This window comes from Chthoniobacterales bacterium (assembly GCA_035274845.1).
Lineage (GTDB): Bacteria > Verrucomicrobiota > Verrucomicrobiia > Chthoniobacterales > UBA10450 > AV80.
Genome location: DATENU010000005.1, coordinates 64,882 through 86,325, shown reverse-complemented (window position 1 = coordinate 86,325; position 21,444 = coordinate 64,882). Strand labels below are relative to the sequence as shown.

General features: G+C 58.8%; 20 protein-coding genes. 11 read left to right on the top strand and 9 right to left on the bottom strand.

The window, feature by feature from the left end; genetic code table 11:
* Window positions 1-25: 25 nt before the first annotated feature.
* Window positions 26-1,081, top strand: a complete 1,056-nt coding sequence (locus tag VJU77_01910; GenBank protein HKP02092.1) for a N(4)-(beta-N-acetylglucosaminyl)-L-asparaginase — start codon at window positions 26-28, stop codon at window positions 1,079-1,081.
* Window positions 1,082-1,135: 54 nt separating this feature from the next.
* Entirely contained in the window at window positions 1,136-1,675 is a 540-nt protein-coding gene (locus tag VJU77_01905; GenBank protein ID HKP02091.1) for a hypothetical protein, read from the top strand.
* 244 nt (window positions 1,676-1,919) lie between these two features.
* On the opposite strand, the gene VJU77_01900 is transcribed toward VJU77_01905, so the two are convergent.
* Complete coding sequence (locus tag VJU77_01900) at window positions 1,920-2,582, bottom strand: UdgX family uracil-DNA binding protein (GenBank protein HKP02090.1); 663 nt, start codon at window positions 2,580-2,582, stop codon at window positions 1,920-1,922.
* Between the two features lie 50 nt (window positions 2,583-2,632).
* On the opposite strand from VJU77_01900, the gene VJU77_01895 reads away from it, so the two are divergent.
* Window positions 2,633-3,151, top strand: coding sequence for a GNAT family N-acetyltransferase (locus VJU77_01895; protein ID HKP02089.1), 519 nt, complete (start codon window positions 2,633-2,635; stop codon window positions 3,149-3,151).
* Here VJU77_01895 and VJU77_01890 read toward each other — a convergent pair.
* From VJU77_01890 to VJU77_01880, 3 genes are all read right to left on the bottom strand, one after another.
* Complete coding sequence (locus tag VJU77_01890; GenBank protein HKP02088.1) at window positions 3,137-3,949, bottom strand: ParA family protein; 813 nt, start codon at window positions 3,947-3,949, stop codon at window positions 3,137-3,139. The two genes, VJU77_01895 and VJU77_01890, sit on opposite strands and share 15 nt — an antisense overlap.
* Window positions 3,946-6,372 (bottom strand): hypothetical protein, encoded by a 2,427-nt coding sequence (locus VJU77_01885; GenBank protein HKP02087.1) that lies wholly within the window; start codon window positions 6,370-6,372, stop codon window positions 3,946-3,948. Before VJU77_01885 ends, VJU77_01890 begins: the two co-directional genes overlap by 4 nt.
* A gap of 74 nt (window positions 6,373-6,446) precedes the next feature.
* Window positions 6,447-7,598: a hybrid sensor histidine kinase/response regulator gene (locus VJU77_01880; GenBank protein HKP02086.1), complete on the bottom strand. Its 1,152-nt coding sequence runs from the start codon at window positions 7,596-7,598 to the stop codon at window positions 6,447-6,449.
* 244 nt (window positions 7,599-7,842) lie between these two features.
* Here VJU77_01880 and VJU77_01875 point away from each other — a divergent pair, with 244 nt between their 5' ends.
* The 5 genes from VJU77_01875 (at window position 7,843) to VJU77_01855 (ending at window position 15,249) form a co-directional block, all read left to right on the top strand.
* Window positions 7,843-9,081 carry a beta-ketoacyl-[acyl-carrier-protein] synthase family protein gene (locus tag VJU77_01875; GenBank protein HKP02085.1) on the top strand — a complete coding sequence of 413 codons (1,239 nt, stop codon included), beginning with the start codon at window positions 7,843-7,845 and terminating at the stop codon, window positions 9,079-9,081.
* On the top strand, window positions 9,078-11,582 hold the full coding sequence (locus VJU77_01870; GenBank protein HKP02084.1) for an ATP-binding protein: 2,505 nt from the start codon (window positions 9,078-9,080) through the stop codon (window positions 11,580-11,582). The genes VJU77_01875 and VJU77_01870 overlap by 4 nt, the downstream gene beginning before the upstream one ends.
* A complete protein-coding gene (locus VJU77_01865) occupies window positions 11,579-13,576 on the top strand; it encodes an ATP-binding protein (GenBank protein HKP02083.1) in 1,998 nt (665 codons plus the stop codon). Before VJU77_01870 ends, VJU77_01865 begins: the two co-directional genes overlap by 4 nt.
* Window positions 13,577-13,662: 86 nt before the next feature.
* On the top strand, window positions 13,663-14,616 hold the full coding sequence (locus tag VJU77_01860) for a ketose-bisphosphate aldolase (GenBank protein HKP02082.1): 954 nt from the start codon (window positions 13,663-13,665) through the stop codon (window positions 14,614-14,616).
* Window positions 14,617-14,802: 186 nt separating this feature from the next.
* Window positions 14,803-15,249 (top strand): response regulator, encoded by a 447-nt coding sequence (locus VJU77_01855; protein ID HKP02081.1) that lies wholly within the window; start codon window positions 14,803-14,805, stop codon window positions 15,247-15,249.
* Between the two features lie 26 nt (window positions 15,250-15,275).
* Here the strand turns inward: VJU77_01855 and VJU77_01850 are convergent, their stop codons facing one another.
* Both VJU77_01850 and VJU77_01845 read right to left on the bottom strand, forming a co-directional pair.
* The gene (locus tag VJU77_01850) at window positions 15,276-15,680 is read right to left on the bottom strand and encodes an NYN domain-containing protein (protein ID HKP02080.1); all 405 of its coding nucleotides are present in this window, start codon (window positions 15,678-15,680) and stop codon (window positions 15,276-15,278) included.
* A 63-nt stretch (window positions 15,681-15,743) separates the two neighbouring features.
* Window positions 15,744-15,896, bottom strand: a complete 153-nt coding sequence (locus tag VJU77_01845) for a hypothetical protein (protein ID HKP02079.1) — start codon at window positions 15,894-15,896, stop codon at window positions 15,744-15,746.
* 220 nt (window positions 15,897-16,116) lie between these two features.
* On the opposite strand from VJU77_01845, the gene VJU77_01840 reads away from it, so the two are divergent.
* Complete coding sequence (locus VJU77_01840; protein ID HKP02078.1) at window positions 16,117-16,842, top strand: hypothetical protein; 726 nt, start codon at window positions 16,117-16,119, stop codon at window positions 16,840-16,842.
* Window positions 16,823-17,038: a hypothetical protein gene (locus VJU77_01835; protein HKP02077.1), complete on the top strand. Its 216-nt coding sequence runs from the start codon at window positions 16,823-16,825 to the stop codon at window positions 17,036-17,038. The genes VJU77_01840 and VJU77_01835 overlap by 20 nt, the downstream gene beginning before the upstream one ends.
* Before the next feature lie 12 nt (window positions 17,039-17,050).
* Here VJU77_01835 and VJU77_01830 read toward each other — a convergent pair whose 3' ends face one another.
* Entirely contained in the window at window positions 17,051-18,397 is a 1,347-nt protein-coding gene (locus tag VJU77_01830; GenBank protein HKP02076.1) for a glucose-1-phosphate adenylyltransferase, read from the bottom strand.
* Between the two features lie 94 nt (window positions 18,398-18,491).
* On the opposite strand from VJU77_01830, the gene glmS reads away from it, so the two are divergent.
* On the top strand, window positions 18,492-20,393 hold the full coding sequence (glmS, locus tag VJU77_01825; protein ID HKP02075.1) for a glutamine--fructose-6-phosphate transaminase (isomerizing): 1,902 nt from the start codon (window positions 18,492-18,494) through the stop codon (window positions 20,391-20,393).
* Window positions 20,394-20,401: 8 nt separating this feature from the next.
* On the opposite strand, the gene VJU77_01820 is transcribed toward glmS, so the two are convergent.
* Both VJU77_01820 and VJU77_01815 read right to left on the bottom strand, forming a co-directional pair.
* Window positions 20,402-20,746, bottom strand: a complete 345-nt coding sequence (locus tag VJU77_01820) for a YraN family protein (protein HKP02074.1) — start codon at window positions 20,744-20,746, stop codon at window positions 20,402-20,404.
* Complete coding sequence (locus VJU77_01815) at window positions 20,697-21,407, bottom strand: ribonuclease HII (GenBank protein HKP02073.1); 711 nt, start codon at window positions 21,405-21,407, stop codon at window positions 20,697-20,699. The genes VJU77_01820 and VJU77_01815 overlap by 50 nt, the downstream gene beginning before the upstream one ends.
* Window positions 21,408-21,444: the final 37 nt, after the last annotated feature.

The window sequence follows — 21,444 nt, the reverse complement described above, 5'->3', positions numbered from 1 at the left end:
GCTCTTGGGCCAGTCGCCTACCGTTATGAACTCGAAAACAGTCAAGCCGGTCGTGATCGCTTCGGCGAACGGTAACAAATTCAAAAATGGCGGGGAGATGACCTGCGTCCAAAAAGCGTTCACGATGATGACCAGCGGGGGCTCCGATGTCTTGGACGCCTTGATCGCCGGCGTAAACATCGTGGAGCTCGATCCGCTCGACGACAGCGTGGGCTACGGCGGGTTGCCGAACGCGGACGGCGTGGTGCAGCTCGATTCCTGTTGCATGCACGGACCAAAACGCCGGGCCGGCGGCGTTGCCTGCCTCGAAGGGGTGCGGACGCCGTCGTTGGTCGCCAAGGCGGTCATGGACCAAACGGACCACCATCTCATTGTCGGCAAAGGCGCCCAGGATTTCGCGCGCGGGCTTGGCTTCAAGATCGAGGATGATTTGAACACGGAACATTCGCGGCAGCTCTGGCTGGATTGGAAACGGCGGATCGACCCAAAGCATTACCTTGATCCACAGAAACGAGCGGAGGCGGGGCGCGAGGCGATGCGGCAAATGGTTGCGGAAGGCTTGATCGATCCCCGGCATATTTACGGCACGATCAATTGCGACGGAGTCAATGCCAAAGGCGAGGTCTGCGGCGTGACAACGACGAGCGGCCTTTCCTGGAAAATTCCCGGGCGGGTCGGAGATTCGCCCATTCTGGGGGCCGGCCTTTACGTGGACGGCGAAATCGGCGCTGCTGGTTCCACCGGCCGCGGCGAAGCCAATCTCTACAACCTTTGCTCCTTCCTGATCGTCGAAAATATGCGCAAGGGCATGCATCCGAAAGATGCCGGCATGGAAGCCTGCCGCCGAATCAAAGCCAACACGGTTGAGAAGCGCCTGCTCAACAGCAAGGGCAATCCGAATTTCGGAATCAATTTCTACATCCTGAATGCGAAGGGCGAATACGCCGGGGTTTCCATGTATCCCGAATTTATCCGGGAGAGCACCGGGGAAGTCGTAAAAACGACCTACGCTGTCTGCACGGAGAAAGGTCCGGAGACATTGCCCTGCGAGGCGCTCTTGCCGGGAAGGGCGGAGGATTAAGCTCGCGTTCCCGACTTCAAATCGTTACAACCGCAATCCAACCCAATCCCCACCATGAAAAATAAATTACACACGATCACGGCCTGTATCGCAGCCTTCGCCTGCTGCACACCGATGGCTCTTTCCGCGGCCACCAAAAAAGCGCCCTCGCCGACTCCGAGCCCAATGGCTTCGGTCTCGCCGAAATCCAAACCGTCGCCTGCTCCTAAAACAACGAGCTCGCCCGCCGGCAACACGACCACCGACCCGAACAAAGCGCGCGCGATCCCATTCCACGGAACGATCTCCGCCGTCGATCAAAGGGCGAAAACGTTCACGATCGCCGGGAAAGAGCATTCGCGCGTTTTCAAAATCACCGACAAGACCGTGGTGACCAAGGCGGGCAAGCCCGCCACCATGAAGGATATCGTCGCCAATGAAGAGGCGCGCGGATCCTATTGGAAGGTCATGGATGGATCGCTCGAAGCGAAAACCGTGAAACTCGGGCCGAAGACGGACGCCGAAAAGGCGGCGGACGAAAAAGCCAAAGCGCGCAAGAAGGAGAAAGAGAGCGCCGAACCGAGCGCTTCGCCTTCCGCCTCGCCTAAACCGTAGCGTCCCCATAGCTGTTGCACTGTGGGCAACGCCGGAAGCGCCGAGGGCGCGCCCTCAACCTAAGCCTGGGGCAACGCCCCAGGACTTGGAGTTTTGATGCGAACAGCGCTGAAAGCGCGACTCAAATCCTCTCACGTAGCGCTTTTGTGAACCGCGCTTTCAGCGCTGGCGCCATTTGCGAACCCGCTTACCTGGGGCGTTGCCCCAGGCTTGATTGAAATGACGCCTTTGGCGTCAAGAAACATCACATCGCCGCCTTAATGGCCGCCCGCAGGTCGGCGACAAAAAGCTTGTACTCGCGCTCGCGCGATTCTTCGTCCGGCTGCCGGAGCAGGGACGAGGGATGCACCGTCGCCACGACTTTCGGCGCGAGCTCGGATTCGAGAACTTTGCCGCGCTCCCGCGTGACGCGAAACGACGGCCCGAAGATCGCCTGGGCTGCGGTCGCGCCCAGGCAAACAAGCAGGGCCGGCCTGACGACTCGCAGCTCCGCCTCCAACCATGGCCGGCAAGCGGCGATCTCGCGTGAGTTTGGTTTCTTGTGGATGCGACGCTTGCCGCGCGGTTCCCATTTGAAGTGCTTTACCGTGTTCGTGACGTAAACCTCGCTGCGATCGATCCCCGCTGCCTCCAGGGCGCGATCGAGAATTTGCCCGGCAGGGCCGACGAACGGTTTGCCGGTCACGTCTTCCTGGTCTCCCGGCTGTTCGCCCAGCAGCATCAGCGTGGCGCCTTTCGGTCCTTCGCCGAAGACGGTTTGGGTTGCATGCCGATAAAGATGGCAGGCCGTGCAGGACTTCGCCGCGGTCTTCAACGTCGTCAGACTTGTTGTTTCCGGCACGGGCGCGGGAATCCAATCTCGTTCGTTCTTCGCGACAAACTTCGTGGCCACAACAGTTCTTCGCATTCCTTGCGTTTCCCGCGCGTGCAGACTGTCTTTCTTTGCTATACGCAATCATGTCTTCGCTCCAGACCGCCCGCCTGATCTTGCGACCCTTCATCGAGAATGATCTCGACGCTCTGTCGGCGCTGATGGCGAACCAGGATTTCATGCGTTTCTCCCTCGGCATTTTTTCCCGCGAACAGACGGCGGACTTTCTCGAGAAGGTGCGGGCCCGCGATCGCGCGGGGTTACCGTCGCAATTCGCAGTGGTTTTGCGCGAGAACGGACTCCTCATCGGCTACTGCGGCTTCTTCCTCCAGATCGTCAACGATGTGGAGGAGTTGGAGATTGGTTACCGCATCGATCCCGCGTTCTGGAACCGAGGGATCGCCACCGAGGCAGCCCACGCCGTCCGCGATCATGCGTTCACCAAACTCGATCTTCGACGAATTATTTCACTCATCCATCCCGACAATGCCGCCTCCCGTCGCGTGGCGGAAAAAAATGGGATGACGCTGGAAAAAGAAACCGTCTTCCGCGGTTTCCCGACGATCGTGTTCAGTATCGACAATCCCACGTCAGGCAGCCGGTGATGGCGGGGCAACGATCACATCGGCAGACCCTTTTTCGTGTCGCTGGATAAACTCCTTCGCCAGGGCGCGGTAGGCCCGCGCGCCGGCGCCACTCGAATCGTGTTCGAGGATTGATTTACCGAAGCTGGGCGCTTCGCTCAGCCGGACGGTGCGCGGAATCACGGTTTCGTAAACGCGTTCGCCAAAATGAGCGCGCACATCAGCAACTACCTGTGCGCTCAGATTCGTGCGGCTGTCGAACATTGTCATGACGATCCCGCCAATCTCCAGGCGATCGTTCGCGCCGGAGTCGCGTACCTGTTCGATGATCCGGACGATCTTCACCAGGCCTTCCAGCGCGAAGAATTCGCATTGGATCGGCGTGAGCAATTCGTCGGCGGCCGCGAGGGCATTCGTCATGAGAATGCCGAGCGACGGCGGGCAATCGAGCAGAACGAAATCGAAAGTGTTATCAGCGCGCAAAGGCGCGAGCGTTTCGGCGAGCCGGGTTAGATGATTGTCGAGCCGGGCGATTTCCACCTCCGCGCCCGCCAGATCGAGATCGGCCGGCACAATGAAAACGCGTTCGACGCGCGTCGGCACAACTTTCTCCGCAATGGCCGCATTGCCGAGCAACGGCTCGTACAAGCTCTCGCCCTCGAGCTCCTGCAACCCGAACGAACTGGTCGCGTTCCCCTGCGGATCGAGATCGATAAGCAAAATCCGCAACCCCGCTTCGGCGAGCGCACATCCGAGATTCACCGCCGTCGTGGTCTTGCCGACCCCGCCTTTCTGGTTTGCGATCGCGATGATTCTCATGCCTTGGGAACGATTTGGGTCCGGAGCTCGAAAGTGCGGCGGCCGTCCTTTTCCTGCCAGAGCAAATGCTCGGGATCGGGCAACATTTCAGTGACTTCGAGCTCTCCGGATTTCGTCAGCCAGCCGTGAAAAATCTCGAGAAAAAGATAACTCTCAAGGTCGACGAAAACCGGCTTCGTATCCTTGTCGCGGCCTTCCACTCCGCTACGGCGGAGGGCTTGTTCGCTGGGACGAATGTAAACGCACCGCGGCCAGCCCTTCGCCGCCCGTAATCGCTCGATCGCCACGACGAGGTTTCGAGAGACCCCCGTATAATCCCCGGCCGGCAATTCCTCCAGGCTCACTGTCCACGAGCGGCGTTGCACAATGACCTTTCCGCAGCGCAACCTCGGCATATGCGGAGTGCGGCCGAACAAAAACGGATGGAACCCGAGCGGGATTACCCAGGCGCGGGCGAAGGAACCGAGATACTCGCGCGAGCTCCGCGTGCGCAAACCGACATCGCCACTCAATTCGTCAGCGAACACTTCGATCTCGGCGGGCGGAATAATTCGCCAGCGAGGATTGCCTCGTTGCGGCGCGACGAAATTCGTCAAGTCCGGAAGAGCATCGAATACCCGCACGGTGGTGGTGGCGGTGAAATCGGTCGCAAAAAATCCGTAATGAAAGGTTGGCTGCCCTTTGGTCGTGCTGGCCAGGGCGCGACCGAGGGCTTCCTTATCCGGGCATGCCCAGTAAAACCCGTGGTGAAGCATCGCCACGGGCGGATGAAGTTCCGCCAGGACCCATTCGTATTCCCCGCGAGCCACTGCTTCGACTGACCTGGCCGAGATCTGCATGTCAGCCGAGGGATAAGTGTACTCGTCAAACGTCGGATACTGGAAATCCCGGCGAATGAAATGGCAGTCGTCTGTTGTGAGTTGCCATTCTTCCGCATCTGGACGCTGCCGAACCCGCTCCCGAAAAGCGGCCTTCACTTCCTGAAAAGCCAGATGGGCCAGCCCGACCATGGCCGGACCGGTCAGGGGCATTCTAAGATGCTCGCAATGTCGCAGGAAGGCAGGCAAAGGCAGCGCGCCATTTTGCAGCGGCGCTTTTTCGAGCAATCCCCGCAATCCCGCCGCGACGCGGCTTGCGATGAACGCGTAGCAATCGCGCCAGAGATCAATCCACGGTTCAGCGTCGCGCGTGACTTCGTTGATCAGGTTTTCGCCAATGGAAAAACCACATTCCCGAAAACATTCCTCGCCAATCGGATTCGCCGCCGAATAAAGAAAACGGCTTCCTGCCTTGGGCACGGCGCCTAATTCCCGGAGACGATTATCAGCCTCGTCGATGATTTGAATGCGCGCAGCCATCTCTTCTGCGGCGGCAAACTTGCCCGGAAGCGCGGAGATTGGCTGGAGCTGTTCCAGCCACCGGCGGCGAACGGGAGAATCCCGCCAGGACTGAACGTCCGTGACCAAAACATCAAATGGATGCGGCTCAAGCGCGGGAACCTCCACTTCCCAGCGAATGATTTCCTGGGCCGCGAATTGTTCGAGCTGGGTTAAGCTCGGATCTAACCCATGCGCGGGGGTTCCGCCGTCACAGCGTGAAAGGAGCACTACTGCTTCCGGGTCGAGCGCGATCTTTTCTCCCGTGCCGGTGAAAACAAATTGATCTCCCTCCAGCTGCCCACACGGATTTAGGCGCGGAGCCAGCTCAGGGCGAATGTCTGGATCTGCATTCAGCGCCGCGGCGGCACCCTGGGCGGTCCATCGTTCCAGGAAAGTTTCCCGCGCGGCGATCCCGGGCTGGGGCTCGAGCCGAAGCGCCCTGGGTTCTCCTGCGATCGTTCCCCATCCTTCGGGGCCAAATGCGCTCAACGAATCGTTCTTGGCGCAAACGCGCTGCAAATAGAGAAGCAGATGCCGCTCGTGGGCGCGCGCTTGCTTGTTTCGAGGCGGCAAGCATCCGGCGGCGCCGGAGGTCTGCCTGGCTAAACGCTCGCGCAAGTCCCCCGCCGTGAAGACCAGGTACGGCGGCAGAACGGTGCCCGCAGCTTCCAAAAGAGCTGTCCGCGCCAGAGCCAGCTCTCGCTGTAATGATTCCTCGAGCCGCGCTTCGGCTGCCGCGAGACCAGACGCGACTTCCCAACAATGCGCGAACGCTTGAGACGGCTGGTCGGCCGCGGGCGGCATTGTTCCGGAACGGATCGCTTTACGCCAGGCTCGAAACAATTCCTCGGAAAGTCCGTGACCTCGGTGCCGAAGAAGGCCTTCGACCTCCGATTTCGACTTCGCGAAAGTGTCCTGCCGGACCATGAGATCACGCGCCAGAGCCGCACTCTCCGCCGTTGCCAGTTTTTCGAGGACATCGAACGGCACGCCGGCCATCCGGATTAGAAAAATGGGAGCGACGCGATAGACGGAGTCGGACACTCGTTCAAGAGAACGGAAGCCGCTCGCAGTGACAAGCGAAAGTCATGGGGGGATTCTCGAACTCGGAGGGATGGCTAGTTATTCAGCAGCGGCAAACGAATGGTGAAACTCGTCCCCATCGGGGGAGTGCTGTCCACTTTGATGGAACCGTTGTGATCTTCGACGACCTTCTTGGTGATATAGAGGCCGAGACCAGTCCCGCTCTTCCCCTGTTTCGTCGTAAAATAGGGATCGAAGATTTTCGACATCTGCGCCGGGGTGATACCGGCCCCGGTATCTTCAACCCGAACATCGACGTAAAAATCCTTGCGCAAGCAGCTCACCGTCACAGCGCCTTTTTGCTCGCCGGAGGCCTGCAAGGCGTTGATAATGACGTTTTGGATCCCGCGCGTCAGCTGCACGGAATCGCCCAAAAGAGTGCAAGGATCATCGCAAATATTGCACTTTAGCTCGACGCCGCTCTGGACCGCCATCGGGCCCACGCCTTTGACGACTTCGCGGACGATTCCCGAAACCGAAATCTCCTTGTGCGGCGCGGCTTCCACGCTGCCGTAACTCTGCCACATGGTGAGCAGTTCACGACAAAGCCGCACATTCTGCTCGATAATATTGAGCTCCTTCGCGGAGGTCGGAGTCTTCGAGCCATTCTCCTTTTCCGATTGCTCAAGTTTCTTCGCGAGGAGCTGAACGTAGCCCCAGACAATGGTGAGAGGGTTGCCGAGATCGTGAACGAACTCGGCGGAGGCCTGGCCTAACGAGGCCAATCTTTCCTTTTGCGCGAGCTCTTTGAGCAGCCGGTTATTCAGCTCCTTGATTTCTTCGGCCGCGTTCACGCCGGTGCGGTGAACGCGAGTTCGCTCGACGTTGCGTCCGATTACTTCCCGCATCTCGCGGGCATCGAATGGCTTGTTGATATAATCATTCGCGCCCAGTCGCAGCGCTTCTTGCGCCGTTTCCAGCGCCCCAAAACCAGTCAGCATGATTACGGCGACGTGGGGGTCGATCTCCCGGATTCGCCGGAGGCCATCTATCCCGCTCGCCCCGGGCATCCGAATGTCCGTGATCACCGCATCGGGTTGCTTTTCCTTTAAAAGTTTGATCCCGGCGTCGACGCAATCGGCCGTGTAAACCTGATAATTCGGCTTCAAAAGCATCCTCAAACTTTCGCGGGGACCTAATTCGTCATCGATGACGAGGACTTGAGGAAGATCGGAGGCAACAGACATTGTCGGTGAAAGATAGCTAAGGCCGTGCCGTGAAAAGAGTGTATATTAAGGGACCCTCGCCGTCCATCGGCCTCTGAGAGCCTGAAGATTTTCGGGCCGAACACAAGATACAACTTGTGAATAAGTCGATAATTTGGTGAATAACATTTGTCAGCCGGGCGAAAAAAATATAATGACTGGATTTAACGTAATCGCTAGAATGCCCGACTTTGTGTCGAAATCCGAATCAATATAAGAAGCGGCCATGTTCATGCGAAATCGCGTCGTTGTTACAGGAATGGGCATCCTAGCGCCCAATGGCATTGGCTTAAAAGCCTTTTGGGACTCGCTTGTCGCCGGCCGCAGTGGCGTCGGGCCGATTACGCGGTTTGATCCAAGCGCGTTCGAGAGCCGAATCGCCGGTGAGGTGAAGAATTTTGACCCTTTGGATTACATCGAGCCGAAGTTCAAGCCAAAGCGGATGGCGCGTCATACTCAGTTCGCCTTCGCCGCGATGAAGATGGCGCTCGCGGACGCTGAGTTCGAGCCATCGAGACATCCAGTCGATCATCCTATTCCGGTTATGCTGGGCGTCAGCACGACAGCGATGGACATTCTCGACGATTGTTGGGGTGATCTTTCCGAACGCGGGCCGCGAGGTGTCCGCGCGGGAGTAATAGATGGCCAACCGCAGGCGGCTACTCAAGTCCTGACGATGGCGTTGGGGATATCCGCGCATGCCACGACGATTTCATCAGCTTGTCCGTCAGGCTTGGATGCCGTTGCCACCGCTGCCGCGATGATTCGGAGGGGAGAGGCCGATATCGCGGTTGCTGGCGGGACTGATGCCGCGATTACGCCGGTAACCATGGCTAGTTTCGCCACCGCGGGGTTGAGTTCTACGCGCAATTCCGACCCGGAGCGCGCCAGCCGGCCTTTCGATCTGTTGCGAGATTCAGGCATTATTTCCGAGGGGGCCGGAATGCTGATCCTGGAAAATTACGAAACCGCCGTCGCCCGCGGAGTTACGCCCCACCTGGAAATCACCGGTTATGGCACGCAAGGTGATGATTACTCGAGCCATGAATTGTTCGGGCTAGGGCAAACGATGCGAAGTGCGCTCACCAGTGCAGGCAAGAATCCGGAAGATGTCGATTACATTTGCGCGTACGGCCCGGGGCATCCGGCTCTCGATATCGTCGAGACAGACATGATCAAGCGCGTGTTCGGACGGCGCGCTTACAGCATTCCTGTCAGCTCGATCAAGGGAGTGACGGGAAACGCGCTCTCGGCCGCTGGCCCCCACCAAATCATCACCTGCGCGTTGTGCTTTAAGCATGAAATGATTCCACCGACAGCAAACTACGAAGTGGCCGACCCTCGCTGCGACCTCGATTATGTCCCGGGTCGTTTCCGCAATCGCCGGATCAACACTGCGCTAATCAACGTCCGCGGCTTGGGCGGAGGGAATAGCAGCCTGGTGGTTGAACGCGTTCAGGAATGAACGTCGCGACCCTCCCCCTCTGGCTGGCCCTTTTCCTTCAACTAGGTCTGGGGGTGGCAGTTTTTCGCGCGAATCCGAGAAGTTACGTTAACCAGAGTTTCCTGCTTGTTTCGGTAATCCTGTCGGCGTGGCTCGTCTCGCTTCATCTCGCCTTTGGGGCCACGCAAGGTGGTCCTGCGGCCTTCTGGATCCGCAATGCGTCCGCCAGCGGCCTTTTCATGGCGACTGGTTTTAATGTGCTCAGACTTGCAATTCTCTGCCGGGAGGGAGGATGGCGTGTCATCTGGAGACAGTCGGCGATCCTGGCCCTATCCAGCCTGGTCGTAGGCGCGATGTGTTATACGCCTTTGTTCCTAAGATACGCGGAAATCCGAGCCGGCGAGATTCCACGCCCCGTTTACGGTCCGTTACTTCCTGTTTACAGCTGTTTCTGCGCGATCGTTGGGCTCGCCGTGATGGGTCTTTACGTGCGAGACCTCCGGAGGACGAGCGGCATGCAGAAGGTCGAGCTCCAGTTTGTCGTCGCCGGCTGCGCGGTTCTGGCCGGACTACTCGCCTTTATGCCGGTCCTCGGGAACCGAGACATCGCGGTGCAGTTCGCGCCCTTCAGAATCGTGATTTTCAGCCTGGTGATCGCCTACGGCGTGTCGACGCGAAAAATCATGGAGGTAGGATTTTTCTTCCGTCGCATCACCGCTTACGCGGTTCTGACTGCATATCTGCTCGCCATCTACACCGCGGTGTGGTGGCTCGTATCGACTGCTTTTCACTCGTCGTTTCCTCATGAGAGCCGAACGGTCGCACACGTGGCGGCAGCACTCGTGCTCGCCTTTGCGATGGCTCCGGCCCGAGGCATATCCCAATCCCTGGCCAACCGCCTTTTCGTCCGCACCCGCGGGATCGATTTTCAATCCACCATGCGCGAGGCCGCGGGAATCCTAAAATCGGTGACGACGCTTCAGGATCTACTTGGTCGGTTCGCTACGACGATTGGGGAAGCGGTTGGAACCGAACGCGTTTTGATTCTCCTTCCAGAGAAGGACGCATATGTGCAGCATTACCCGCCCACTCAACCCGAAATGGGAGCAAGCGAGCTCCGCCTGAGTCGCGAGGAGCCGATGATTTCGTATCTCGAAACGCACCATGAAATCCTCGTTCTCGACGAGCTATATCGTGTTCGCACCACTCCGGAGATGGATCAGGCTGCTCAGGAAATGGAGAAACTCAAGATGGCAGTGGCCATCGGAATTTTTTCCCGTCAGCACCTTGCCGGCGTCATGCTCCTGGGCCCCCGGATCTCCGGCCGGATTTACGGCGCGGTCGAACAAAACGCGCTTCAGGTCCTTTGCGGGCAACTCGCGGTGGCGATCGATAACGCGCAGCTCTTCACCGAAGTGCAGAATGCCCGGATCTATAACGAAACGCTGCTCGAGAATCTGACCACCGGCGTCATCGCGGCGGGCGCGGATGAATGCGTCACCGTGTTCAATAACGAGGCGGGGCAAATCACCGGACTGGATCCCCGCGACCTCATCGATGATTCAATCGACCGGTTGCCGGCAGGGCTGCGACAAATCCTTTCCGACACCTTGCGCACCGGCGACCGGCAGGAAAATGGCGAGCTCATCGTCCCGTTGGACGACCACAACGCCATCGTCCGCGCCAGCAGCTCGATCTTCCACGGAGAACAGGGCGAAATGCTGGGCGCGCTGGTGGTATTGACGGATATCACCGCCTTGAAACGCCTCGAACTCCAAATCCGCCGGAGCGACCGGCTCGCCAGCCTCGGGACCCTCTCCGCCGGGATGGCGCATGAAATTAAGAATCCGCTCGTCTCCATCAAGACTTTCGCCCAGCTCTTGCCGGAGCGTTATCAGGATTCCGATTTCCGGGACACCTTTTCGAATCTGATTGGACACGAGATCGATCGGATCGATTCGCTGGTCAATCAGCTGCTACGTTTCGCGCGTCCGGCCAAACCGGTTTTGAAGCCGATGCACGTCCATGACGTGCTCGAAAAATCGCTCCAGCTCGTCGGGCACCGGCTGTACCAGAAGGAAATCAAATTAACTCGTTCCTGGCGGGCCGATGTGGATACTATCCGCGCCGATGCCGACCAACTGGAGCAGGTTTTCCTCAATTTTTTCCTCAACGCCATGGACGCCATGAATCGGGGCGGAGAACTCAGCGTTGGCACCGAGATTCGCGCCGCCAGTGAATGGGTCGCCGCGATCTCGGGCAGCAATGGAGAATCGCACGAGGTGTTGCTCGTGACGATCCGCGACGATGGCGAAGGCATTCGAACTGAAGATATCCCGCACGTCTTCGATCCTTTCTTCACCACGAAAGATTACGGAACGGGCCTGGGATTGTCCGTTGTCCACGGCATCATCCAGGAGCATGGCGGACAGATTGAAGTTGAAAGCGAACTCAGCAAAGGCACGTCCTTTCACATCTTGTTGCCGCTGGTCCGTTTCGCGCAGGAGGTCGTAGCGGCATGACCCCCACTCCTATTTGCATTCTTTACTCGCAGGACCCCGATCTGATTCGCCGGGCGAAAGCGTTTCTCACCGCGCTCGCCCAGGTGCGACATGTCAGTTCGGCGGATCGTCTCGACGCCGTTCTCCAGCAGAACAGTCCCGCCATCCTTATTTTGGATTTGCGGGCGAAAGAGGCTCGCGATCTTCTCGAACAAATCCAGGCGGCGTTGCCGGATATCCTGATCATCGCCCTCGGAACCCCTCGCTCGGATCCTCTCCGCGAGGCAGAGCAAGCAGGCGTCTACACGGCCGAAGATCTGCAGATCGACCGGCGCCGATTGCAGGCCCTGGTTTCCCGCGGCTTTGATCACCTGCGCGTTTTGCAGGAAAACCGCGACCTGCGAGAGCACGCGCTCGTGCCGGTCACGCCCGAACCTTTGCGGCGCATCGAACCCACCCCAGACCGCCGCGAATCATCCATGCCCCTTATGCGTTTCCCCCGAGTTTTTCGCCGATTCGATAATGTCGAAACCCTGCTCGCCAGCGTGGTTGAAAGTGTGGCTGATGCCACTGGCGTCGGCCGCGTCGGCATTTTTTCCAAAATAAGACAAAGCGATCGCTACCGGTTGCGCGCGGGCCTGCGCTGTCTGCCGGAGACCCACGAAGTCGAATATGGCGAGCGCGATTCGCTCGTGCGCTGGTTCGAACTGCACGCCCACCTGATCTCCCGCGCCAATCTTCCCCAGGTGGAACACGCCCAGCGCGCCCTGATGCGGCGCGCTCTGGACACCTTCGGCGCGGAAGTCATCGTCCCCATGCACGCCCGCGGTCGCATCATCGGCTGGCTCTTTTTCGGCCACCGCGTCACTGGCCAGCGTTTTGAATACAACGACCTCGAAGGGCTAATGATGCTCGCCGAGCACGTCTCGACCGTCCTCGAAAATGCTCTCCTCTATGAAGAAGTCACGGTCCAAAAAACTCTCGCCGAAACCCTCCTAAAATCGATTCCGCCCGGAATTGTGGCGACGGACGAAGAGGCCAACATTCGCTGGTTTAATCCTACCGCCGAAGAGATCCTCGGCGTAAATGCCGGGGAGGCTCTGAATCAGCCGGTCGAAGCAATCGGCGGGCGCCTGGCGACTTTCCTTCGGGAGACGTTGGACGCGAAGGAAAATTTACCGGCGCGACAATGGATCGATCCTAACACGCGGCGCTCGCTTTCCGTCGAGACGCGCCGCCTGATCGACCAAAAAACACCGCTGGGGGCAGTCGCGGTGGTCCATGATTTGACCGCCGAGGAAAATCTTCGCCAGAAACAGGACCTGGTGGATCGCGCTGCGTTCTGGACGGATCTCGCGGCCAGCATGTCCCACGAAATTCGAAATCCGCTCGTAGCGATCAAGACCTTTGCCCAGCTGCTTCCGGAGCGTTTCGAAGACCCCGATTTCCGAAAGGATTTCAATGAAATCGTCGTCCAGGAGATCGATCGGCTCGATAAGATTATTACCCAGATCAATAACTTCGCTCATCCCACCGAATTGGTGATGAAACCCGTCGATGTTCGTTCTTCGGTGAAAAAGGCCATTGAGCTGGCGCGCGTTCGCGTGGCTAAAAATGGGGTGGCCGTCGATACGACGCTGCCGAGCGATCTCCCCAGAGTACTGGGCGACGAGAAAGCGCTCACCGAAGCGTTTGCCCATCTCGTCGCCAACGCCGCCGAGGCGACCTCCGGGCAGAGCAAACCCCGGATCACCCTGGCCGCCAAGTCGATCCGCGAGGGAGATCGGGCCAGCGGTGTCGTCATAACGGTCCAGGATAACGGCAAGGGCATCTCGCCTGACCTGCGCGAAAAGATTTTTTCGCCTTTTTGCACCACCAAGGCGCGCGGCATGGGCCTGGGCCTTCCGATTGTGAAACGAACGATTTTTGATCACAACGGCCGCGTTGATATCGACTCCAATCCCCACGGCACCTCTGTCAGCGTCATGCTCCCGGCGACTCCGAACGGCGACTGACGCCATTTTCGATTTTCGATTTTCGATTTTCGATTTAGGATTCCGTCCCCGCTCGGAATCCACCATCAAATCCTAGATTCAACGGTATGATCGTAACCACCGCCCAACTCTACAAAGTCGCCTACGGAAAGTTTGCCGTCGGGGCCTATAACATCAACAACATGGAACAGCTCCTGGGACTGTTTAGCGGCAATGTTCGAAGCCAGGCGCCGTTCATCATCCAGCTTTCAAAAGGGGCCCGGAAATATGCCGACAAACGCATGCTCGAAGCCATGATTCGCACGGCGGAAGAAATGTTTCCCGAAGCGATTTTCGCCGTCCACCTCGACCATGGCGATGAGGAAACCTGCTACGACTGCATCTCCTCCGGTTTCTACAGCTCCGTCATGATCGACGCGAGTCACGAATCGTTCGAAGAAAACATCGCCATTACCAAGCGGGTGGTCGATCGAGCCCACGAGAAAGGCATCAGTGTCGAAGCCGAGCTCGGCCAGCTCGGAGGAGTCGAGGAGGACATCAAAGTCGATGAAGGACACGCTTCGCTAACGAACCCGACAGAGGCGGTTGAATTCGTGAAGCGCACTGGGTGCGATTCGCTCGCGGCCGCCATCGGGACGAGTCATGGCGCCTATAAATTCAAAGGGCAACAGAGTCTCCATTTCGAAGTGATTGAGGAGATCAAGAAACTGATTCCCGGGATGCCCATTGTGATGCACGGCAGTTCGAGCGTTCCCGTGGAGGAAGTGCAGCGCATCAATGCGGCCGGCGGCAAGCTGGATCCCTCGGCTCGCGGCGTAAATGAAGAGGAATATCTTCCGGCCGCCAAGCTCGGTGTGACAAAGGTAAACATCGATACCGATGGCCGTCTCGTCTGGACGCGAGTCCACCGGGAGTTTTTCCGAGACAAACCGGCCGAATTCGATTTCCGCCCGCCGGGCAAAATCTTTGTCGAGGAATACGCGAAATTCATCGCCCACAAAAATGGGAAGCTTGGCTCAGCCGGTCAACTGGATGCGGTTCGGGCGAGTCTGAAGAGCTAGGCTAAGCCAAGCTTAGACGCTGGGTTGTCTCGGGTCAGGGGCGTTCTGCCCGGAGGCCGAGGACCACACCCGTCCGAGGCTGGACGGTGGCCAATGCTGGCCGCAAAGGGGTCCAAATCAAGGCCCGGCGCGGTTTGGCAAGGATAGTGCTTATAGGAATTATAGTAATTCTAAAGAAAGCCAGCCATGAAAATCCTCAATCGCGATGCCGTCGAGTTCCTCCTCATCGATGATGACCCTGCCATCACCAAGTTCCTCGTTACTTACCTCAAGCAAAAAGGGCATACCTGCGAGTTCCTCATCGAAGGCTTCCAAACCGCCGCCTGGCTTGAGCGCCACAAATGCGACGTCGTGGTCGTCGACCTGAACATGCCCAAGGTGGATGGCATTTCGCTGATCTCGTTCATCCGGGAAATGAGCGTGACCCTGCCCATCATTGTCTTCACGGGCGTCGGATACGATGAAGAGCGGATGCATGCCGCGTTGCGCGCCGGAGCCAATGGCTACGTGAGCAAGAATCTTCCGATCGAACAGCTTTATTGCGTCCTCTCCCGCGTCCTCGCCACCTGCCAGCAGCGTGCTCGGCGCGAAGCCCTCGCGCGGCCCCACCCTGTCCTGGCCGGCGCCGCCTGATAACGCGCGCTGTCCGCCTCGAAAAATCAGGCCGGCGAAGCTTCCTCGAGAAGCCAGCGAAGCGCTTCTGCGGAAATGCATTCGGCCCCACACGCGCTGGCAGTTTCCTGCTCCAGCACATCGCTGGTCGCGACCAGAAGCTTGAAACTCTGACCATATTTGCTGGCCAGCCGCTCGATGATCGAGTCAGCGGTTTGACCGGCACGCGAATAGAAAATCTGGATTTCCCCCGGATCTGAAATTTCGCTAACTGCATTCCCCTTTCCATCGAAAACCACGGCGACTCGCGTCCCAGTCCAATCCTGGTAATCCCGCAGTTTCTTGGTCAGCGCCTCTCGCGCGAGGGAGGTCCGGCGCTTATGCAGTTGGCGCAATTCCGGCCAGGCGAAAATCACGCTGTGGCCGTCAACGATTAGATACTCTGCGCGCACTTTGCCTGCTCAAAGGTTCCTGGTGAGCCGGCAACAGTGCGAGCCCTCGGCTGCCCAAGGATCCTAGGTTTCCGCCGGAGCGGCCTGCTTTTTCGGCTTGGTCTTTTTCTTCGCCGGCTCGCGCCGAACTGGAGCAACTTTCGTCGCTGCTTTCTTGCGTTCCAAATAGGCCACGCGCCGACGACGTTTGACCCTCTTGCGATGTTGCTGACCCATATTCGGGTTCTATAGGATGGAAGTCGGATCAGCGCAACGTGAAAGCGAGCGGCTCCGCCGCCAAACTCCCCCAGGGACGCAAATAGGATTGCCAGAGCGGTCCCCGTTTCATACGAATTAGACCCCCCCGCGACTTCTCGCCCCCCTCGCTGTGATTACCCCCCGGAATCTGATCCTTGCTACCGTACTACTACTTACGCTTTCGGTGATTTTCGGCGTATTGAATCTGAAAAGGACCCGCGAACTGCGTTCTGACGCTGGGCGCGCCGAATCGGGCCGCGCAGCCGCGGAGCGACGCGGTATTGTCCGCGAAAAGGAGGCCGCGGAACGCGAAGCCGCCGTCGCCGCCGCCCGGGCGAAACTCGATGATTTCCAGAAGAAGGTGGCCCGCACCGAAGCCGAGCTGCTCCACGAGCAGGCTGAGAAAGGCGATTTGCAGGCAAGATTGCGCCAAAATGAAAACGAAATCGCTGAATTGAGCACGCGCGGCGAGGAGCCGAAACCGGCCGCAGTCGCGGCAGGCCCACCGGCTACTTCCCCGGCGGAGTTGCGAGCTCAATTGGAAGACGTCCGAAAACGGCTCGAGGCCGCCGAGCGGGAGAAGACGTTGCTCTCCGACAAAATGAAAGCGACTCAGGAACGGGCGGCCCAGCTTGAAGCGGAAAAGAGAAATCGACCGGCCGGCGGAGGAAATCCCGGCATCCGGGGCACCATTCTCGCCGTGAACCAGGCCTACAACTTTGTAGTCTTGAGCCTCGGCGGCCGCCAGGGAGTCGAGCCGAACTCCGAAATGCTGGTTCTGCGAGGTGGTTCGTTTATTGGCCGGATCCGGATTTCGTCAGTTGAACCTGCCACGGCTATCGGCGATATAATTACCAGCAGCCTGGCGCGCGGCGTCCAGGTCCAACCGGGTGATACTGTCATTTATGCTGGCAACAATTCCTGATTCCTTTGGCTTTCGATTCGTCAAATTTCTGCTGATCCTCGCCGCGACCGCGGCGCTGGGTTCCTGCGCATCCAAGGAACCGCCCGCCCTGGTGTCCGATCCCAGCGCGACCCACGAAACGTCTCTGCCGTGGAACGAGCAGCAAAAGTGGGAGCGCGAAGGCCAGGGAGCGATGCTCAACCAGCAACGCCGGTAACGCCCTGCCTTCCTAAATCCAGAATCCGGGCGGAATCACCGCGTTTTTGGGCACCACCACGATCCCATCGCGGATGAAGTAGTTGCCGGCGTCCATGTCCGCCGGTTTTCCTTCGGGTGTAATCACCACTCCATCCGCGATCCGGGCATTCTTGTCGATGATCGCGCGATCGATCACACAGTTGCGCCCGATCCCGATGGGCGGCGATCCGCGTTGCGCTCCAGCATCCGTCTCATAATAGTCAGCGCCCATTACGATGCTGTTTCGAATCGTCGCCCCGCTTTGGATGATACTGCGAACTCCAATGACCGACCGCTCAAGGTGCGCATCTGAGATAATGCAACCATCCGCGATGATCGCCTGGCGCAGAGTCGCTCCGTTGATCTTGCTGCCCGGCAAGAATCGCGGGTGAGTGTAGATCGGAGCCGCGGCCTCGAAAAAACTGTAGCTCGGCAGCAAGTCTGTGAGATCGAGATTGGCTTCGTAAAACGCCCGGATCGTCCCGATATCCTCCCAATAGCCATTGAAGACGTAACCGCTCACCTGCCGTTCCTGAATAGCTTGGGGAATGATGTGCTTCCCGAAATCAACCAAATCGTTGTCGAGGCATTCCACGAGCACGTCTCGATTGAAGACATAAATGCCCATCGACGCCTGGTAGAGTTCCGCGCCGGGGGCCGATCCAGCCGAGGCGAGAAGCTCGGGCCCCATTTTGAATTCGTTCAGGACGCTCGGGTCCTTCGGCTTCTCGACAAAATGAGTAACGCGCCGATCCGCGTCACTCAGCATGATCCCGAAGTCCGACGCCTGTTCGCGCGGGACCGGTTTGATCGCGAGCGTGATATCAGCGCCGGAACGGATGTGCTGATGCAGGAGCGCCCGAAAATCCATTCGATAAAGCTGATCGCCGCTGAGGATGATGTAGTAATCGAAAGGGTGCTCCAGAAAGTAGCGCATGTTTTGCCGGACAGCGTCGGCCGTGCCCTGATACCATTGAGAGCCTTCCGGCGTTTGCTGGGCCGCGAGGATGTCGACGAAGCTGCGCGAAAAATTGTCGAACTTGTAGCTCGCCTGGATATGGCGATGCAGCGACATGCTGTTGAACTGCGTGAGCACGTAGATCGAGCGCAGCCCGGAGTTGAGGCAATTGCTGATCGGGATATCCACGATCCGGTATTTGCCGCCCAACGGAACGGCGGGTTTCGATCGGTCCTTCGTCAGCGGAAACAAACGGGTTCCGGCGCCGCCGCCCATCACGATCGCCAGGGTGCGCCGGGTCGTTCCGGGAGGGAGCGCGGGAGTCGACAGGGCGGACGTGGCGTCCAGCGGCTGACGGTTAGAGCGGCTTTTCGGGTCCACAAATCAATTTAGGCAGATTGCCGCTCTCACCATCAAACATTTTCGCCGGGCCCGGCCGGTTGCACCCGTCCCGGCTTAATGTCACGCTCCTCTCATGTGTGGCATCGTCGGCTATGTCGGACGTTCGGAGGCGGCGCCCATCCTTCTCGATGGGCTGCGGCGCCTTGAATATCGGGGCTACGATTCCGCGGGCGTCGCGATCGTGGATGGCGATCGTGTGGAGACGCGAAAATGCGCCGGGAGGATCGCTGCTCTGGGCAAACTCATGGCCGACAATCCCCCCACCGGGACCTACGGCATCAGCCACACTCGCTGGGCTACCCATGGCAAACCCACCGATCAAAACGCTCATCCTCATTTCGATGCCTCCGGAAATCTGGCGCTCGTCCATAACGGCGTCATCGAAAATTACCAGGCGCTAAAAGATCAGCTCATCCGGGACGGCGACCGCAACTTTACTTCCGATACCGACACCGAAGTCCTGGCCCACCTCATTGGGAAACTTTACGACGCCTCTGTCGCAGCCGATTCCGAGCCCGGCTCGAACGGGAAGTCCAAGGCGAATCTCGCCAACAAAAAGGGACGTCTCGTCGATGCCGTTCGCGCCGCTTTGCGCCAGGTCATCGGCACCTACGGAATTGCACTCGTCCACCGCGACATTCCCGACTTCATCGTCGGCGCGCGCCGCGGCAGTCCACTCGTCCTCGGCGTTGGCAAAGAGGAGAATTTTCTCGCGAGCGACGTCAGCGCGATCGTCGCTTACACCCGGGACGCGGTCTATTTGAACGACTTCGACGTCGTCGCGGTTGAGCGCGATAAATTCGAGATCAGCTCGGTCGCCGGCGAGGGAGGCAATTACCAGCTCAGTAGGGTCGAGTTCACGGACGCCGACGTTAAGAAGGGCGATTACCCGCATTACATGCTCAAGGAGATCTTTGAGCAGCCCGGCTCCGTGCGCGATGCGATGCGCGGCCGGCTCAGCCCAGAGGAATGCACGGCCAAGCTCGGTGGGCTGAACATGACCCCGGCCCAGTTACGCGACGTGGGCCGCGTGGTTTTGACCGGCTGCGGAACGGCGCTGCACGCGGCCATGATTGGCGAATACCTGATTGAGGCGCTCGCTCAGATCCCGACCGAAGTGGAACACGCCAGCGAATTTCGCCACCGCAATACTCCCATGACCCGCGACACGCTGGTGTTCGCGATCAGTCAGAGTGGCGAGACGGCGGATACGCTTGGGGCCATGCGGGAGAGCCGGCGAAAAGGATATCGCACCCTCGGGATTTGCAACAATGTCGCGAGTTCCATCGCTCGGGAAAGCGACGGCGGTGTTTACATGCACGCTGGCCCCGAGATCGGAGTCGCCGCTACGAAATCGTTTACGTCGCAGGTCACGATCCTGGTCACGATCGGCCTGCTCCTCGGCCGCATGCGGCACCTTTCGACCTCCGAGGGAACCCGAATTATTGAGGCGCTCGAAGAGTTGCCTGAAAAGATCGAAGAGGTGCTGAAACTCAGCGATCAGATGAAGGCGATTGCGAAGAAATACGCTCAAGCCAGCGGTTTCCTCTTCTTCGGGCGCCAGTTCAATTACCCGATTGCGGTCGAAGCGGCCTTGAAACTGAAGGAGGTAACCTACCTTTTTGCCGAAGGCCATCCGAGCGCGGAATTAAAGCACGGCATTATCGCGCTCGTCCGGCCCGAACTCCCTTCGGTCTTCATCGCACCGGACGACACCATCTTTTCGAAGAACCTCAATAACATCGAACAGGTCCGGGCCCGGAAAGGCCCCGTCATCGCCGTTACCTCGGGCGCCTGCGCAAAACACCTCGAAAAAATCGCCGACGATATTGTAGTCGTGCCGAAGGTGCTCGACTTCCTCAGCCCGATCCTGACCGTGATTCCGCTCCAGCTGCTGGCCTACCACATGGCTGTCGAATTAGGCCGCGACGTCGACAAACCGCGCAACCTGGCAAAAAGCGTCACCGTCGAATAGTTGGCGGCCTAATAGATGTAGGGTTCCGGGAGCGAGAAAGCATTTTGCACAAGGTGCAGCCGTGGCTCGGCGCCTTCCGCGATGATCACTTCCACGACATCGAACCGAAAAAGGATGTCGGGATCGCCGAGCAGCCGTAGCCAGGCCAGCCCACCGCGAGAAATTCGTTTCCGTTTCTCCCGATCGACAGCATCGAGCGGCCGGCCGAAATCTTCTCGCGTCCGGGTTTTGACCTCCACGAAAACCAGGGTGTCGCCATCACGGCAGACGAGGTCAATCTCCCCACCGGTGCGACCACGAAAGTTATGGGACAGAATTTTGTATCCGTTCCGGCGGAGGAGCTTGCTCGCCAATTTCTCGCCCCGCGTTCCAAGTCGCAGATGCCGGGGAGGCGAACTCGAAAACCGGCTGCGCCACCGGTTCGAAAGATCGTCGATGAATCGGACAAGGCCCGTGTTCATGCAGTTTTATCAGGTGCAGCTCCGTCCCGTAGCCTTTGTGCTGACTGAAGCAATACTGGGGATACCGGGCGCAAAAGTCGCGCATAATCGTGTCCCGCGTGACCTTCGCGATCACGCTCGCGGCGGCAATACTGAGGCTATAACAATCGCCATCGATGATCGCGGTCTGCGGCAGCGGGAAGGGAAACACCGGGAGGCCGTCGATGAGGACGTGCTCGGGTTGAAGAGCGAGGCCGGTAAGGGCAATCCGCATCGCCTTGTGGGTCGCGCGCAGAATATTGATCGTGTCGATTTCGACTGAATCGACGATTCCGATCGCCCAGCGGATCAAATCGTTCGCCATGAGATCCTGGTAGATTTCCTGGCGTTTTTCCGGCAACAGCTGCTTCGAATCGTTCAGCTTTTTGTGGCGAAATTTTTCCGGGAGAATAACCGCCGCCGCTACGACTGGCCCAGCGAGGGCGCCGCGGCCGGCTTCATCAACGCCGGCGATGCTCGTGATGCCGAGGGCGCGGAGTTTTCGTTCATGCCGGAAGCCGCAACGTCGGTACATGCTTCAACATCGTAACTAATGCTGTGCCGACTGGAAA

Coding starts and splice junctions, on each gene's coding strand:
- VJU77_01910 (HKP02092.1), top strand. CDS start 26: ATGAACTCGAAAACAGTCAAGCCGGTCGTGATCGCTTCGGCGAACGGT.
- VJU77_01905 (HKP02091.1), top strand. CDS start 1,136: ATGAAAAATAAATTACACACGATCACGGCCTGTATCGCAGCCTTCGCC.
- VJU77_01900 (HKP02090.1), bottom strand. CDS start 2,582: ATGCGAAGAACTGTTGTGGCCACGAAGTTTGTCGCGAAGAACGAACGA.
- VJU77_01895 (HKP02089.1), top strand. CDS start 2,633: ATGTCTTCGCTCCAGACCGCCCGCCTGATCTTGCGACCCTTCATCGAG.
- VJU77_01890 (HKP02088.1), bottom strand. CDS start 3,949: ATGAGAATCATCGCGATCGCAAACCAGAAAGGCGGGGTCGGCAAGACC.
- VJU77_01880 (HKP02086.1), bottom strand. CDS start 7,598: ATGTCTGTTGCCTCCGATCTTCCTCAAGTCCTCGTCATCGATGACGAA.
- VJU77_01875 (HKP02085.1), top strand. CDS start 7,843: ATGTTCATGCGAAATCGCGTCGTTGTTACAGGAATGGGCATCCTAGCG.
- VJU77_01870 (HKP02084.1), top strand. CDS start 9,078: ATGAACGTCGCGACCCTCCCCCTCTGGCTGGCCCTTTTCCTTCAACTA.
- VJU77_01865 (HKP02083.1), top strand. CDS start 11,579: ATGACCCCCACTCCTATTTGCATTCTTTACTCGCAGGACCCCGATCTG.
- VJU77_01860 (HKP02082.1), top strand. CDS start 13,663: ATGATCGTAACCACCGCCCAACTCTACAAAGTCGCCTACGGAAAGTTT.
- VJU77_01855 (HKP02081.1), top strand. CDS start 14,803: ATGAAAATCCTCAATCGCGATGCCGTCGAGTTCCTCCTCATCGATGAT.
- VJU77_01845 (HKP02079.1), bottom strand. CDS start 15,896: ATGGGTCAGCAACATCGCAAGAGGGTCAAACGTCGTCGGCGCGTGGCC.
- VJU77_01835 (HKP02077.1), top strand. CDS start 16,823: ATGCTGGCAACAATTCCTGATTCCTTTGGCTTTCGATTCGTCAAATTT.
- glmS (HKP02075.1), top strand. CDS start 18,492: ATGTGTGGCATCGTCGGCTATGTCGGACGTTCGGAGGCGGCGCCCATC.
- VJU77_01815 (HKP02073.1), bottom strand. CDS start 21,407: ATGTACCGACGTTGCGGCTTCCGGCATGAACGAAAACTCCGCGCCCTC.